Annotated in this window: 6 protein-coding genes and 3 rRNA genes; 3 read left to right on the top strand and 6 right to left on the bottom strand. The window is 64.7% G+C overall.

Annotated elements, in window-relative coordinates; translation table 11 throughout:
* The first annotated feature begins 6 nt into the window (after positions 1-6).
* From ACFPLC_RS25600 to ACFPLC_RS25590, 3 genes are all read left to right on the top strand, one after another.
* Positions 7-654, top strand: coding sequence for a DedA family protein (locus tag ACFPLC_RS25600; protein ID WP_378203611.1), 648 nt, complete (start codon positions 7-9; stop codon positions 652-654).
* Positions 655-671: 17 nt separating this feature from the next.
* The gene (locus ACFPLC_RS25595; RefSeq protein ID WP_378203614.1) at positions 672-1,541 is read left to right on the top strand and encodes a patatin-like phospholipase family protein; all 870 of its coding nucleotides are present in this window, start codon (positions 672-674) and stop codon (positions 1,539-1,541) included.
* A 104-nt stretch (positions 1,542-1,645) separates the two neighbouring features.
* Positions 1,646-2,857, top strand: coding sequence for a L,D-transpeptidase (locus ACFPLC_RS25590; RefSeq protein WP_378203617.1), 1,212 nt, complete (start codon positions 1,646-1,648; stop codon positions 2,855-2,857).
* Between the two features lie 381 nt (positions 2,858-3,238).
* Here ACFPLC_RS25590 and rrf read toward each other — a convergent pair.
* The 6 genes from rrf to dnaE all read right to left on the bottom strand — a co-directional run bounded on the left by rrf (position 3,239) and on the right by dnaE (position 15,473).
* A 5S ribosomal RNA gene (rrf, locus tag ACFPLC_RS25585) occupies positions 3,239-3,355 on the bottom strand.
* 73 nt (positions 3,356-3,428) lie between these two features.
* Positions 3,429-6,550: ribosomal RNA gene (locus ACFPLC_RS25580) — 23S ribosomal RNA — on the bottom strand.
* 310 nt (positions 6,551-6,860) lie between these two features.
* Positions 6,861-8,381 (bottom strand): 16S ribosomal RNA (locus ACFPLC_RS25575).
* Together the 16S, 23S and 5S rRNA genes form the textbook arrangement of a ribosomal RNA operon.
* Positions 8,382-8,740: 359 nt before the next feature.
* The gene (locus tag ACFPLC_RS25570; RefSeq protein WP_378193176.1) at positions 8,741-9,922 is read right to left on the bottom strand and encodes a low temperature requirement protein A; all 1,182 of its coding nucleotides are present in this window, start codon (positions 9,920-9,922) and stop codon (positions 8,741-8,743) included.
* Positions 9,923-10,349: 427 nt separating this feature from the next.
* Entirely contained in the window at positions 10,350-11,819 is a 1,470-nt protein-coding gene (locus ACFPLC_RS25565) for an MFS transporter (protein ID WP_378193179.1), read from the bottom strand.
* 66 nt (positions 11,820-11,885) lie between these two features.
* On the bottom strand, positions 11,886-15,473 hold the full coding sequence (gene dnaE, locus ACFPLC_RS25560) for a DNA polymerase III subunit alpha (RefSeq protein ID WP_191316853.1): 3,588 nt from the start codon (positions 15,471-15,473) through the stop codon (positions 11,886-11,888).
* Between the last annotated feature and the right edge of the window lie 387 nt (positions 15,474-15,860).

Below are 15,860 nucleotides of genomic sequence, written 5' to 3'. Positions count from 1 at the left end.
GGGGCCATGGCCCTGGTTTCGGACCTCCTCAGCTGGTTGCAAGGACTCCCGGAACCGGGGCTCGTCGCCGCGACCGGCGGCCTGGTGTTCGCCGAGTGCACGATCGGGCTGGGTTTCCTCGCCCCCGGCGAATCCGGGCTGCTCATCGCCGCGACGACGGCGAACACCGTCGCCCGGTTCCTCGTCCTCTGGCTGGTCGTCACCCTCTGCGCGACGGCGGGCGACGCGCTCGGCTACGGCATCGGCCGCCGGTTCGGGCCACGCCTGCGTGACACGAAAATGATCCGCAAGTACGGCCTGGAGGCCTGGGACAAGGCCACCGGCGTCCTCGAACGCCGCGGCGCCTGGGCGGTCTTCTTCGCCCGGTTCCTGCCGGTGATCCGCACCCTGACCCCGGCCGCGGCCGGGACGTCCGGCCTGCCGTTCCGCAAGTTCCTGCCGGCCGCCGCGGCGGGCGCGTTCTGCTGGTCGCTGGTGCACATCAGCATCGGCGCGGCGCTGGGCGAAGCCGCCAAGCGCATCGAAGGCGCCCTGAACACCGGCGGCCTGATCGTGGTCGGCGTGCTGGCCGCGGTCGCCGTGTTCTTCCTGCTGCGACTGAAGAAGCGCAAGGCACTGGCGGTGCCCGAGCCGGAGCCCGAACGCGTGCCCTGAGTACTACATTCGGCGGCATGAGTCTCGCGGATCTTCCCCGGCCGATCGGCTTCGTCCTCGGCGGGGGCGGCAGCCTCGGCGCCATGCAGGTCGGCATGCTGCGCGCCCTGACCGAAGCCGGGCTCACGCCGGACGTCGTGACCGGCACGTCGGTCGGTTCGCTCAACGCCGCCGTGCTGGCCCGCTCCGGCACCGACGCCCTCGCGCGGCTGCACGAGATCTGGGCGCACATGACGCGGGCCGAGGCGTTCCCCGGCGGCGTGCTGAGCCGCGTCCGGACGCTGACGCAGAGCAAGACGCACCTGTTCCCCAACACGGGGCTGGCCGGGATCATCGCCGACCACCTGGGCGCCGACACCCGCTTCGAGGACCTGGCGTTGCCGCTCGGCGTCGTCACGACGCAGGTCGACACGGCCGAGCCGCTGCTGATCCGCTCCGGGCGCCTGCTGGAGCCGCTGCTGGCGAGCTGTGCGATTCCCGGCATCTTCCCGCCGGTGGAGCACGACGGGCGGCTGCTGTACGACGGCGGGCTCGTCGCGAACGTGCCGATGCGGCAGGCCCTCGCGATGGGGGCGAAGTCCCTGGTGGTGCTCGACTGCGCGTTTCCCGGGAAGCTGCCGGACGCGCCGCGGACGTTCGCCGAGGTGATGATGTTCACCGCGATGATCAGCATGCGCAACCAGGCCGTGCTGGAGGCGCCGGTGGCGGCCGCACAGGTGCCGGTGCTGTACCTGCCGGGGCCCGCGCCGGTCCGTGTGAACCCGTTGGATTTCGGGCACACGGAAGCACTGGCGGCAGAGGCGTACACGGCGGCGCGCGAGTACCTCGGCGCGTTGTCGGTGAGCGGGCCCGGACTGTACGGGGCACCCGGGCTCGTCATCACGTGATCCACGTCACGAAGATGCACCGATCCGCCGGTAAGAACGTCATCGCTATCGCGTACTTTTGATGACGAATGCCCGCCGATCCTCAATTCCCAAAAAGAGACAATATGCTCCCCAAGAAGATTTTACTTTCGGTGGCCGGAATCCTCGCCGGAGCACTGTTGCTTTCCGCCTGCTCGTCCGGTGACGACGGCGGCACACCCGCCGGTGGGGCGCCGGCGTCGGGGTCCGCCGCACCGTCCGAGACCCCGGTCGCGGTGACGTTCGAGCCCACGGGCGGCACGGCGGTGAACCCGGCGACGCCGATCGTCGTCAAGGCGGCCAACGGGAAACTGCTCGACGTCACGGTGACCAACCAGGCCAAGGGGAAGACGGTCGCCGGCAAGCTGGCGGCCGACGGGTCGAGCTGGACCTCCAGCGAGCCGCTCGGCTACGGCGTGACGTACAAGATCGTCGCGCACGCCCAGGGCGCCAACGGGAAGCCGATCGAGCAGGACAACCAGATCACGACGCTGTCGCCGAAGAAGCAGGCGAACGCCAACCTGATCCCGGCGCCGTCCGCGGTGGCGAGCACGGGTGTCGGCGTCGGCCAGCCGATCGTGTTCAGCTTCGGCAAGGTCGCGGTGAAGAACAAGGCGGCGGTCGAGAAGGCGCTGACGGTGGAGTCGACCCCGAAGCAGGACGGCAGCTGGTACTGGATCGACGATTCGAACGTCCACTATCGTCCGAAGGAGTACTGGCAGGCCGGCACGACGCTGAAGGTGACGGCCAAGATTTACGGCGTCGATTTCGGCGGCGGGGTGTTCGGCGCGGAGGATCGTACGGAAACGTACAAGGTGCACGATTCCTGGATCGCGAAAGCGGACGGGAACACCGAGCAGATGCAGATCTTCCACAACGGCCAGATGGTGAAGTCCATGCCGATCTCGATGGGCAAGGACGCGACACCGACCCACCTGGGCGCGCACGTGATTTCGGACAAGCAGGCGAACTACACGATGGATTCCTGCACGTACGGCGTCTGCCCGCCGGACCCGAAGGCGTACCGGTCCAACGAGAAGTGGTCGGAGCGGATTTCGAACGACGGCGAGTTCGTCCACGAGAACCCGAACAGCGTGGGCCAGCAGGGTAGTTCGAACGTGTCGCACGGGTGCATCAACCTGAACGACGCGAACGCCCAGTGGTTCTTCCAGAACATGGGCCTGGGTGACGTCGTCGAGGTCACCAACTCGGGCGGCCCCCAGCTCCCGGTCTGGGACTTGTACGGCGACTGGTCCAAGTCCTGGGCCGACTGGCAAGCCGGCTCCGCCATCAAGTAACCAGCCACCTCGAAGGGGGGGTCAGGAGCTCCGCTCCTGACCCCCTTTCTCGTCCCCCGCCCCCGCCAGCCAGCTGCGTGATGCCCCTCCAATCACACGTGATGCCCTTCCAAGCACGCGAGATGCCCCTCCAAGCACGCGAGTTGCGCCGCTGATCACGCAAGTCCCGCCTCCACTCACGCGAGTTCCGGGTCCGATCACGCGAGTTCCGTCTTGGCTCGCGTCCACGGCGGGCGGCGCGAGGCATCACGCGTGATCCGGGAGGCTTCATGCGTGTCTGGAGGGGCATCACGGCGCCGGCTGAGTCGGCGGGCGGACATGAAAAAGGGCCTGGGCCGGGAGACATTGTCTCGACCGGGCCCAGGCCCTTTCTCAAAGTAAGTTCGGCGGTGTCCTACTCTCCCACAACCCTTCGGTTGCAGTACCATCGGCGCTGTCAGGCTTAGCTTCCGGGTTCGGAATGGGACCGGGCGTTTCCCTGACGCTATAACCACCGAAACACTCCGAAACAACACACACGATACTTCTCGTGTGGTGTTTCAGAACCGTAGAGTGGATGCGTAACATCTTCGTAGGCAAGTCCTCGGCCTATTAGTACCAGTCAACTCGACAACACATTACTGTGCTTCCATTTCTGGCCTATCAACCCAATGGTCTGTTGGGGGCCTTAACCCACATGGGGTGGGATACCTCATCTTGGAACAGGCTTCCCGCTTAGATGCCTTCAGCGGTTATCCCTTCCGAACGTGGCCAACCAGCCATGCCCTTGGCAGAACAACTGGCACACCAGAGGTTCGTCCGTCCCGGTCCTCTCGTACTAGGGACAGCCTTCCTCAAGTATCCTACGCGCGCGGCGGATAGGGACCGAACTGTCTCACGACGTTCTAAACCCAGCTCGCGTGCCGCTTTAATGGGCGAACAGCCCAACCCTTGGGACCTACTCCGGCCCCAGGATGCGACGAGCCGACATCGAGGTGCCAAACCATGCCGTCGATATGGACTCTTGGGCAAGATCAGCCTGTTATCCCCGGGGTACCTTTTATCCGTTGAGCGACACCCCTTCCACCAGGAGGTGCCGGATCACTAGTCCCGACTTTCGTCCCTGCTCGACATGTCTGTCTCACAGTCAAGCTCCCTTGTGCACTTGCACTCAACACCTGATTGCCAACCAGGCTGAGGGAACCTTTGGGCGCCTCCGTTACTCTTTAGGAGGCAACCGCCCCAGTTAAACTACCCATCAGGCACTGTCCCTGAACCAGATCATGGCCCGAGGTTCAGATTCCCAATTCGACCAGAGTGGTATTTCAACAACGACTCCACCACAACTAGCGTTGCAGCTTCACAGTCTCCCACCTATCCTACACAAGCCGAACCGAAAACCAATACCAAACTATAGTAAAGGTCCCGGGGTCTTTCCGTCCTGCCGCGCGTAACGAGCATCTTTACTCGTAGTGCAATTTCGCCGGGCCTGTGGTTGAGACAGCCGGAAAGTCGTTACGCCATTCGTGCAGGTCGGAACTTACCCGACAAGGAATTTCGCTACCTTAGGATGGTTATAGTTACCACCGCCGTTTACTGGCGCTTAAATTCTCAGCTTCGCCCCGAAAGGCTAACCGGTCCTCTTAACGTTCCAGCACCGGGCAGGCGTCAGTCCATATACATCGTCTTGCGACTTCGCATGGACCTGTGTTTTTAGTAAACAGTCGCTTTCCGCTGGTCTCTGCGGCCACCCACCCCTAGCCTGTAAAGAGCTTCAGGATGTTTGGCCCCCCTTCTCCCGAAGTTACGGGGGCATTTTGCCGAGTTCCTTAACCACAGTTCACCCGATCGCCTTGGTATTCTCTACCTGACCACCTGTGTTGGTTTGGGGTACGGGCCGTGCATGCACTCACTAGAGGCTTTTCTCGGCAGCATAGGATCACTCTACTTCGCCTCAAACGGCTACACATCACGTCTCAGCCTATATGAGTGGCGGATTTGCCTACCACTCGGCCTACACGCTTATACCAGGACAACCATCGCCTGGCGGAGCTACCTTCCTGCGTCACCCCATCGCTTGACTACTACGAAATCAGGTCCCACGCTCCACACACCAACCTCCGTCCGAAGACATTGGCCGATGGCTTTGGGTGGTTAGTATCAAACGCCTCGTCATGGGCGCACATGCTCGGGTACGGGAATATCAACCCGTTGTCCATCGACTACGCCTGTCGGCCTCGCCTTAGGTCCCGACTTACCCTGGGCGGATTAGCCTGGCCCAGGAACCCTTGGTCATCCGGCGGCAGAGTTTCTCACTCTGCATTCGCTACTCATGCCTGCATTCTCACTCCCACACCCTCCACGACTGGCTTCCGCCGCCGCTTCCCTGGATGCAGGACGCTCCCCTACCCATCCACACCACTAGACACAACCCTCAAGGAGTTGAGCCGATGTATTGTGTGAATGACACAGCTTCGGCGGTGTGCTTAAGCCCCGCTACATTGTCGGCGCAGGACCACTTGACCAGTGAGCTATTACGCACTCTTTCAAGGGTGGCTGCTTCTAAGCCAACCTCCTGGTTGTCTGGGCAATCCCACATCCTTTCCCACTGAGCACACACTTAGGGGCCTTAGCTGGTGTTCTGGGCTGTTTCCCTCTCGACGACGAAGCTTATCCCCCGCCGTCTCACTGCCACGCTCTCACTAACCGGTATTCGGAGTTTGGTTGATTTCGGTAACCCGGTAAGGCCCCTAGACCATCCAGTAGCTCTACCCCCGGCAAGAAACACGTGACGCTGCACCTAAATGCATTTCGGGGAGAACCAGCTATCACGGAGTTTGATTGGCCTTTCACCCCTACCCACAGCTCATCCCCTCAGTTTTCAACCTAAGTGGGTTCGGGCCTCCACGACGTCTTACCGTCGCTTCACCCTGGCCATGGGTAGATCACTCCGCTTCGGGTCTAGACCACGCGACTCAATCGCCCTATTCAGACTCGCTTTCGCTACGGCTACCCCACACGGGTTAACCTCGCCACGCAGCACTAACTCGCAGGCTCATTCTTCAAAAGGCACGCCATCACCCAACAAGTAGGCTCTGACGGCTTGTAGGCACACGGTTTCAGGTACTCTTTCACTCCCCTCCCGGGGTACTTTTCATCTTTCCCTCACGGTACTCGTCCGCTATCGGTCTTCAGGAAGTATTTAGGCTTACCGGGTGGTCCCGGCAGATTCACAGCAAATTCCACGAGCTCGCTGCTACTCGGGAACACCACCAAGACCAACAACAGCAGTTTTCGCGTACGGGGCTCTCACCCACTCCGGCCGCCCATCCCAAGGCGTTCCACTAACCACTGCGCAAATCCGAAGGAATGTCAGTCCCTTCAAGGCGGGTCCCACAACACCGTCTGCACAACGCCTGACAGCTTGACATGCAAACGGTTTAGCCTCTTCCGCTTTCGCTCGCCACTACTCACGGAATCACGGTTGTTTTCTCTTCCTGCGGGTACTGAGATGTTTCACTTCCCCGCGTTCCCTCCACACACCCTATATATTCAGGTGCGGGTAACACCACATCACTGGTGCTGGGTTTCCCCATTCGGAAATCCTCGGATCACAGCTCGGTTGACAGCTCCCCGAGGCTTATCGCAGCCTCCTACGTCCTTCATCGGCTCCTGAAGCCAAGACATCCACCATGTGCCCTTAACAACTTGACCACAAAGATGCTCGCATCCACTCTACAGTTCTCAAACACCACACCAGAAACAAACGTCCCTAGGGGGCTAGCCCCTCGGCGTGTTGCCTCAGGACCCAACAGTGTGCCAGAAACATGAACCCCGCCCAGCCCGCAAGCCAACGTTCCACGATCGCAAGCGATCAGTACTAGCCGGCGGCAGCGCCACCACAGAATTCACATAAACCAGTAGTTCCACAATTCCTTGAGCAACCATCGCAGCAGTACATTCGACTGCTAAGTGATGGCCACTCCAGTAAGCCGAAGCTCACTGGATGTGTTGTGCTCCTTAGAAAGGAGGTGATCCAGCCGCACCTTCCGGTACGGCTACCTTGTTACGACTTCGTCCCAATCGCCAGTCCCACCTTCGACCACTCCCTCCCCTTACGGGGTTGGGCCATGGGCTTCGGGTGTTACCGACTTTCATGACGTGACGGGCGGTGTGTACAAGGCCCGGGAACGTATTCACCGCAGCGTTGCTGATCTGCGATTACTAGCGACTCCGACTTCACGCAGTCGAGTTGCAGACTGCGATCCGAACTGAGACCGGCTTTAAGGGATTCGCTCCACCTCGCGGTATCGCAGCCCTCTGTACCAGCCATTGTAGCATGTGTGAAGCCCTGGACATAAGGGGCATGATGACTTGACGTCATCCCCACCTTCCTCCGAGTTGACCCCGGCAGTCTCCCACGAGTCCCCGCCATAACGCGCTGGCAACGTAGGATAAGGGTTGCGCTCGTTGCGGGACTTAACCCAACATCTCACGACACGAGCTGACGACAGCCATGCACCACCTGTACACCAACCACAAGGGAAGCCCCATCTCTGGGGATGTCTGGCGCATGTCAAGCCCAGGTAAGGTTCTTCGCGTTGCATCGAATTAATCCACATGCTCCGCCGCTTGTGCGGGCCCCCGTCAATTCCTTTGAGTTTTAGCCTTGCGGCCGTACTCCCCAGGCGGGGCGCTTAATGCGTTAGCTACGGCACGGACAACGTGGATGTCGCCCACACCTAGCGCCCAACGTTTACAGCGTGGACTACCAGGGTATCTAATCCTGTTCGCTCCCCACGCTTTCGCTCCTCAGCGTCAGTATCGGCCCAGAGACCCGCCTTCGCCACCGGTGTTCCTCCTGATATCTGCGCATTTCACCGCTACACCAGGAATTCCAGTCTCCCCTACCGAACTCAAGTCTGCCCGTATCGACCGCACGCTCCACGTTAAGCGTGGAGATTTCACGGCCGACGCGACAAACCGCCTACGAGCTCTTTACGCCCAATAAATCCGGACAACGCTCGCACCCTACGTATTACCGCGGCTGCTGGCACGTAGTTAGCCGGTGCTTCTTATCCAGGTACCGTCACTTGCGCTTCGTCCCTGGCGAAAGAGGTTTACAACCCGAAGGCCGTCATCCCTCACGCGGCGTCGCTGCATCAGGCTTGCGCCCATTGTGCAATATTCCCCACTGCTGCCTCCCGTAGGAGTCTGGGCCGTGTCTCAGTCCCAGTGTGGCCGGTCACCCTCTCAGGCCGGCTACCCGTCGTCGCCTTGGTAGGCCACTACCCCACCAACAAGCTGATAGGCCGCGGGTTCATCCTGCACCGCCAGAACTTTCAACCACTCCAGATGCCTGATGTGGTGATATCCGGTATTAGACCTCGTTTCCAAGGCTTATCCCAGAGTGCAGGGCAGATTACCCACGTGTTACTCACCCGTTCGCCACTCATCCCCACCCGAAAGTGGTTCAGCGTTCGACTTGCATGTGTTAAGCACGCCGCCAGCGTTCGTCCTGAGCCAGGATCAAACTCTCCAACAATGTCTTCGAATTCAATCGAGGCAAATGTATTGCTCTCAAAGGAAACCCCGACGAGGGGGTTTCATATAAGCTCTACTGGCTTAGTTCACTAGCACACTGTTGAGTTCTCAAGCAACACACTTCGGACCGCCGCGCCGCGAAGCGCCTTGGTCTTCGGCTTTTGTTTCAAGCTTTGTTCCAGGGATACCACCCTGGTTCGGGACCACCCACTCTACCACGATCGTGGGAGCTTGGTTCGTGTTCCCGGCGGCCGCTCGGTTTCCCTGGCGACTTGGAGAACTTTACATGCCCCCGAAACCCCCTCGCACAGGGGGGTCCCTTTTTTTCGCGCCAGGCCCCTGACCTGCACCGATGCGCGCTCAGACCGGCGAACGCGAGCCGTGGCTCGCGACGACCGTCAGCACGACCAGAGCGGCCGTGAGCCCGGCGGCCACGTGGATGGGCGCCGGCGTGAAGGACGCCGCCAGCACGAGCACCGCCGTCACCGGGAACCCGATGGCGATCGGGCGGCACTCGTTCGTCGGCCCGATGTGCAGCAGCCACACGCTCAGCAGGAAGACCGCGACCGGGATCGTCGTCGGCAGCGCCGACGCCACCCCGCCGAGGTGCAGCGTCCCCGTGTCGTAGGCAACGGCCACTTCGAGTCCGGCACCGACGGCCGCGGCGGCGGCGAAGATGAAGTAGTGGCCGTACCCCCAGCTCATCGACGTGAACATGGTCGGGCGGCGGACGAGCCGCGCGTGGCCCGGCCGGTCGAAGTACAACCACCACATCGAGAACACGAGCACCAGGGCGGCCGCGGCCAGCGAGATCAGCGCTCCGGTGTGCCCGGGCTCGATGGTGCCCTCCTTGATCGCGTTGGTCGCGCTCAGGATCGTCTCGCCGAGCACGATCAGCGTGAACAGGCCGTACCGCTCGGCGATGTGGTGCGGGTGCCACGTCGTCCCCCGGCTGCTCTCGGCCCACACCGGCACGGCGAGCTCGGCCACCACCAGCACGACGAACGCGACGGCGCCCGCGGTACCCGGCACCCACAGCCGCGCGATCCACAGCACCTGGACCACCACGATCCCGGCGGCGTAGCGCAGCGCGGCCGGGCGGCACTCCGGCTCGGAGCGCGCCGCGCGCAGCCACTGGGTCACCATGGCCAGCCGCATCAGGACGTACCCGGCGACGATCAGCCGGAAGTCGCCTTCGAAGGCACTGGACACGCCCGCCGCGATGGTCAGCCCGCCGGCGATCTGCACGAGCGTGGCCAGCCGGTACGGGACATCGTCGGTGTCGAAGGCCGAGGCGAACCAGCTGAAGTTCAGCCAGCCCCACCAGATCGCGAAGAACACCATCGCGAACGACGTGACGCCGTGTGCGGCGTGCCCCTCGGCCAGTGCGTGGTGCAGCGCGGCCGCGGCCTGGCCGACGGCGACCACGAAACACAGGTCGAACAGCAGTTCCAGCGGCGTCGCGACGCGGTGGTGCTCCTCGCGGTCGCGGGAGCGCATCGGCCGGTACCAGACCCGGATCGGCGACGGCTGCTCGGTCATCGGGACTCCCCGCGTCGGCCTCGGACGGACGCGATCATCCCAGCACGATCACCGCGGAACGGGTGCGCACGACACGGGAGCAGAAGACGGGCGGGCCCGGTTCCCCCTCACCCGGGCCCGCCCGCCGCCGTCACGCGCCGGCGGGCACCGATGGGCAGCCCTTCCGCGAGTGCCGGACGGTCCCCCGCGGACGCCGACACCCACTGGACGGAAGGTGACCGAGTGTGTCCATTCCCTCGAACTCCGGACGCCTCGATCGCTCAAGTCGGTCACCCCATCCCCGGGTGGCCGACTGATTGCCACTGTCGGTAGCCGAAGCCGCGCAGTGAAGGCTCCATAAGATCTACCCGGTTGCTCTCCGTAGCACCAGTGTCTGTCCGCGCTCGTCACTCGGATGGAGCATCGCGAATCTGCGGAAAGTAGTTTCTCAGCCCCGGTGGACGTCCGCGGCGGCGGTGTCGGCCGCACGCGCTTCCCGCTCCTGCTCGGAAGCCCGGTGCCGCCGCGCGCGGAGTTCGGCGAGCGCCAGGACGAGCGCGCCACACGTCAGGAAGGCCGCGCAGCTGAGCGCCACGGTGAGCGCCACGGGATAGCCGTGGCCGATGACCATGCCGAAGACCGACGCGAGCACGGCGGTGCCGATCGCCGTGCCGATCCGCTGCCCGGTCTGCAGCGCGCCGCCCGCGACCCCGGCCATCCGGACCGGCACGCACTCGAGCGTCAACGTCGTGTTCGGCGAGATCACCATCCCGCCGCCCACCCCGGCGAACAGCAGCGGCAGCGCGAACGCCCAGCCGGACGCCGACGGCGTGACCAGCTCGGCGAGCAGCGCGACACCCAGCAGCCCGACGGCGACCATGGCCAGCCCGGTCACGGTGAGCCGCCGCCCGAAGCGCGGGACCAGCCGCCCCGCGACGGCCGCGGACACCGCCGAGCCGAGCGCGAACGGCGTCACCGACAGGCCGGACTGCAGGGACGAGTAGCCCAGGCCCTGCTGGAAGAACATCGCGAAGACCAGCCAGATCCCGGCGAACCCGCAGAAGTAGAGCGCCCCCACCGCCGCGCCGGCCGCGTATCCCGGCGTCTCGGTGAACAGGCGGGTGTCCAGCAGCGGCGACCGGCCGCGCCGGACCACCGACCGCTCCCAGCGCACGAACGCGAACCCGAACCCCGCGGCGACGATGAAGAGCCACCACAGCTGCTTGAAGCCGCCGCTGTCGGAATCGATGACGGGCAGCAGCACGCCGAGCACGGCGACCGCGAGGAGCGCGATCCCGACGAAGTCGATCTCCGATGAGACCTTGAGCTGCTTCTTTTCGCTGCGCGGCAGCAGGCGCAGGGCCAAGGCGAACGCGAGGACGCCGATCGGGACATTGACGTAGAAGACCCAGCGCCAGCCGTCCTCCGCCCCGAAGACGGCGAGGATGAACCCGCCGAGGATCGGCCCGACCGCCGTCGAGATCCCGACGACCGCGCCGAACATCCCGAACGCGCGGCCGCGCTCGGCGCCGCGGAAGAGGTCCTGGATCAGGCCGGTGTTCTGCGGCGTGAGCATGCCCGCCGCGACGCCCTGGGCCAGGCGGGCCAGCACCAGGGTGGTCTCGTTCGGGGCCGCGCCGGCCAGCGCGCTGGTCAGGACGAAGGCGGCGAGGGCGCCGAGGAACATGTTCCGGCGGCCGAACGCGTCCCCGAGGCGGCCGCCGGTGACCAGGACCAGGCCGAACGCCAGCGCGTAGCCGGAGACGACCCAGCGGATCCCGCTGCTGCTCGCGTGCAGGCCCGCCTGCATCGAGGGCAGGGCGACGTTGACGATGCTGACGTCGAGCAGGCCCATGAACCCGGCCGTGAGCGAGACGGCAAGCGCTTTCCAGCGGCGGGGGTCGGGTTCGTGAGTCATCGTGTCCAGCAAACACGAAAGGCGGGATCCGCGCGCGCTGTGCGCCCGGATCCCGCCTTCGAAGGGCTACGTCGAGGCCGTGATGCCCCGGATGCCCTTGAGCTCGCCGATCAGCATCGAGCTGACCTTCACCGGGTAGTCGTAGAGGGCGAAGACCGTCTGGTTCTTCCCCACCAGCTTGAGGTGCACCGGGGTCTCCCCCTTGTGCGCCAGCAGCGTGGACCGCAGCTCGCTCACCACCGACTGGTCGATCTTCTCCGCCGCCGCGAGCAGCACCAGGGGCGGCTCGTCGTCGCCGTTGCCGGTGCCGACCTCGGAGAGGTCGAGCGTGGCCAGGCCGCCACCGAAGATCGACATCTTGTCTTCGCGCCAGTTCACCCGGCCCTTGACCAGGACCGCGTTGTCCTCGATCAGCTCACTCGCGAACAGCGCGTACGACTTGGGGAAGAACAGCACCTCGAGCGAGGCGTCCATGTCCTCGACCGTGCAGATCGCCCAGGGCTCGCCCTTCTTGTTGACCCGCCGCTCGAGCGAGGTGATCAGCCCGGAGATCACCAGCTCGCCTTCCTTCGGCGGATCGTTGAGGATGCTCGCGATCGGCTTCGGGGCGTGCTTGCGCAGGATCCGCTCGGCGCCGTCCAGCGGGTGCGCCGAGACGTACAGGCCGAGCATCTCGCGCTCGTAGGCGAGCAGCTGCTTGCGCGGGTACTCCTCCTCGCCGAACTTCAGGTGCGCGAGCGGGGACGACGACGGCGCCGCCTCCCCCTCGTCGCCGCCGAAGCCGAAGAGGTCGAACTGGCCCATCGCCTCCTGGCGCTTGAGCGGGACGACGGCTTCGACCGCGTCCTCGTGGACCTGGATCATCGACAGCCGGGTGTGGCCGAGCGAGTCGAACCCGCCCGCCTTGATCAGCGACTCGATGACCCGCTTGTTGCAGGCCACGAGCTCGGACTTGTCGAGGAAGTCGGTGAAGGAGGCGTACTTGCCCTTCTCCTCGCGGGTCTTGATGATCGACTCGACGACGTTCTGGCCGACGTTGCGGACCGCACCCAGCCCGAAGCGGATGTCGTCCCCGACGGCCGCGAAGCGCAGGGCCGATTCGTTGACGTCCGGCGGCAGCACCTTGATGCCGAGGCGGCGGCACTCGGACAGGTAGACCGCCGACTTGTCCTTGTTGTCACCCACCGAGGTGAGCAGGGCCGCCATGTACTCGGCGGTGAAGTTCGCCTTGAGGTAGGCGGTCCAGTACGAGATCAGGCCGTACGCGGCCGCGTGGCTCTTGTTGAACGCGTACCCGGCGAACGGGAGGATCGTGTCCCAGAGGGCCTTGATCGCCTCTTTCGAGAACCCGCCCGGGACCAGGTCGCTGTTCCGCATGCCCTCTTCGAAGCCCTCGTACTCCTTGTCGAGGACTTCCTTCTTCTTCTTGCCCATCGCGCGGCGGAGCACGTCCGCGCGCCCCATCGTGTACCCGGCCACCTTCTGGCCGATGTGCATGATCTGCTCTTGGTACACGATCAGGCCGTAGGTGTCGGCCAGGATCTCCCGCAGCGGCTCGTCGAGCTCCGGGTGGATCGGCTTGACCTTCTGCCGGTTGTTCTTGCGGTCGGCGTAGTCGTTGTGCGCGTTCATGCCCATCGGGCCGGGGCGGTACAGCGCGCCGACCGCGACGATGTCGTCGAACACCGTGGGCTCCATGCGCCGCAGCAGGTCGCGCATGGGGCCGCCGTCCAGCTGGAACACGCCGAGCGTGTCGCCGCGGGCCAGCAGCTTGTACGTCTCGGGGTCGTCGACGCCGAGCGTGTCGAGGTCGACGTCGACCCCGCGGTTGGCCTTGATGTTGTCGATCGCGTCACCGATGACGGTGAGGTTGCGCAGGCCGAGGAAGTCCATCTTCAGCAGGCCGATGGCCTCGCACGACGGGTAGTCCCAGCCGGTGATGATCGAGCCGTCGTCACGCTGCCAGAGCGGGATGGCGTCGGTGAGCGGGTCGCAGGACATGATGACCGCGCAGGCGTGGACGCCGGCGTTGCGGATCAGGCCCTCGAGGCCGCGGGCGGTCTCGAAGATCGTCTTGCACTCTTCGTCGGTCTCGACGAGCGCGCGGACCTCGGCGGCTTCGCCGTAGCGCTCGTGCTTGGAGTCGACGATGCCCGAGAGCGGGATGTCCTTCGCCATGATCGGCGGCGGCAGCGCCTTGGAGATCTTGTCCGCGATCGCGTACCCGGGCTGGCCGAAGTGGACGCGGGCGGAGTCCTTGATCGCCGCCTTGGTCTTGATCGTGCCGAAGGTGATGACCTGGGCGACCTTGTCCGCGCCGTACTTGTCCGTCGCGTACCGGATCATCTCGCCGCGACGGCGGTCGTCGAAGTCGATGTCGATGTCGGGCATCGAGACGCGCTCGGGGTTCAGGAACCGCTCGAACAGCAGCTTCTGCGGGATCGGGTCCAGGTTGGTGATACCGAGCACGTACGCGACCAGCGAACCGGCGGCCGAACCACGGCCGGGACCGACCCGGATGCCGACCTTGCGGGCGTAGCTGATGAGGTCGGCGACGATGAGGAAGTAGGCCGGGAAGCCCTTCCCGATGATGACGTCGAGCTCGATCTCGATGCGCTCGTTGTAGTACGGGTCCGGCACGCCGTCCGGGAAGCGCCACTTGAGGCCGCGCTGGACCTCTTCGCGCAGCCAGCCGCCCTGGTCGTACCCCTCCGGCACCTCGAAGAACGGCAGCCGGTCCTTGTGCGAGTAGACCTCTTCGTAGGACTCGACGCGCTCGGCGATCATCAGCGTCGTGTCGGCCGCGCCCGGGACCTCCTTGTCCCAGTACTCGCGCATCTCGGCGGCGGACTTGAGGTAGTAGCCGTCGCCGTCGAACTTGAACCGGGTCGGGTCGTTGAGGGTCTTGCCCGCCTGGACGCACAGCAGCGCCGAGTGCGTGTCCGCCTGGTCCTTGGTGACGTAGTGCGAGTCGTTGGTGGCGATCGGCTTGAGGTCGAGCAGCCTGCCGATCTCCAGCAGGCCCTCGCGGACCGACCGCTCGATCGGCAGGCCGTGGTCCATCAGCTCGAGGAAGAAGTTGTCGGCGCCGAAGATGTCCTTGTAGTCGGACGCGGCCTGGATGGCCGCTTCCTTCTGGCCCAGCCGCAGCCGGGTCTGCACCTCGCCCGACGGGCAGCCGGTGGTCGCGATGATCCCCGAGTGGTTCTCGGCGATCAGCTCGCGGTCCATCCGGGGCTTGCGGTAGTAGCCCTGCATGCTGGCCAGCGAGGACAGCTTGAACAGGTTCCGCAGCCCGGTGGCGTTCGACGCGAGCATGGTCATGTGCGTGTACGCACCGCCACCGGAGACGTCGCCGCCCTCACCGAACTCGTCCGAGCCGCGCTGGTTGGCCTGGCCCCAGAAGACGGGCTTCTTGTGGAACCGGCTCTCCGGCGCGATGTAGGCCTCGATGCCGATGATCGGCTTGATGCCGGCCTTCTTGGACTGCTGGTAGAACTCGTCGCCGCCGTACATGTTGCCGTGGTCGGTCATGCCGACCGCGGGCATGCCGAGGCGCGCCGCCTCCGCGAAGAGGGGGGCGATCTTCGCCGCACCGTCGAGCATGGAGTACTCGGTGTGGACGTGCAGGTGGACGAAGGAATCGTTCGACACCAGCGAAAACCTCCCCTAGGTGGATCGGACCGGCGCGCGGCGGGTCTCCCACCCTATCCCGCGCTCGCCGGGCTCGATTGTGCGCCTCGGCGGCGCCGCGGGGGTGCACCGACGCGCGGCTCCTTCGGGCGGAAACGATCACGACACGCGCCGCGCCCGGGCGGTCACACCGGGACGCCGACCCCGGGTGGCCGAACGCAGTGAATGACTCATTCCTGGCGCCGGATGCCAGGAATGAGTCGTTCACTGCATCTGGCGCCGCGCGGGTGAGGTGGGCCACAGACGTCAAGACTCGCGTTGACAGCGGCGGCACCGGCACCGAGCATTCCCGCCATGAACCTGTCTGACAGCCAGACAGCCGGACAAGGTGGTCCTCGCCGGGTGAGC

This window comes from Amycolatopsis plumensis (genome assembly GCF_042652605.1).
GTDB lineage: Bacteria > Actinomycetota > Actinomycetes > Mycobacteriales > Pseudonocardiaceae > Amycolatopsis > Amycolatopsis plumensis.
Note: the sequence above shows the minus strand (reverse complement) of the source record. Positions and strands in the feature narration are given on the sequence as shown.

Bases quoted from the DNA above. Each gene is read 5' to 3' on its own strand.
- ACFPLC_RS25600 (WP_378203611.1), top strand. From the start codon at position 7: ATGGCCCTGGTTTCGGACCTCCTCAGCTGGTTGCAAGGACTCCCGGAA.
- ACFPLC_RS25565 (WP_378193179.1), bottom strand. From the start codon at position 11,819: ATGACTCACGAACCCGACCCCCGCCGCTGGAAAGCGCTTGCCGTCTCG.
- ACFPLC_RS25590 (WP_378203617.1), top strand. From the start codon at position 1,646: ATGCTCCCCAAGAAGATTTTACTTTCGGTGGCCGGAATCCTCGCCGGA.
- ACFPLC_RS25595 (WP_378203614.1), top strand. From the start codon at position 672: ATGAGTCTCGCGGATCTTCCCCGGCCGATCGGCTTCGTCCTCGGCGGG.
- ACFPLC_RS25570 (WP_378193176.1), bottom strand. From the start codon at position 9,922: ATGACCGAGCAGCCGTCGCCGATCCGGGTCTGGTACCGGCCGATGCGC.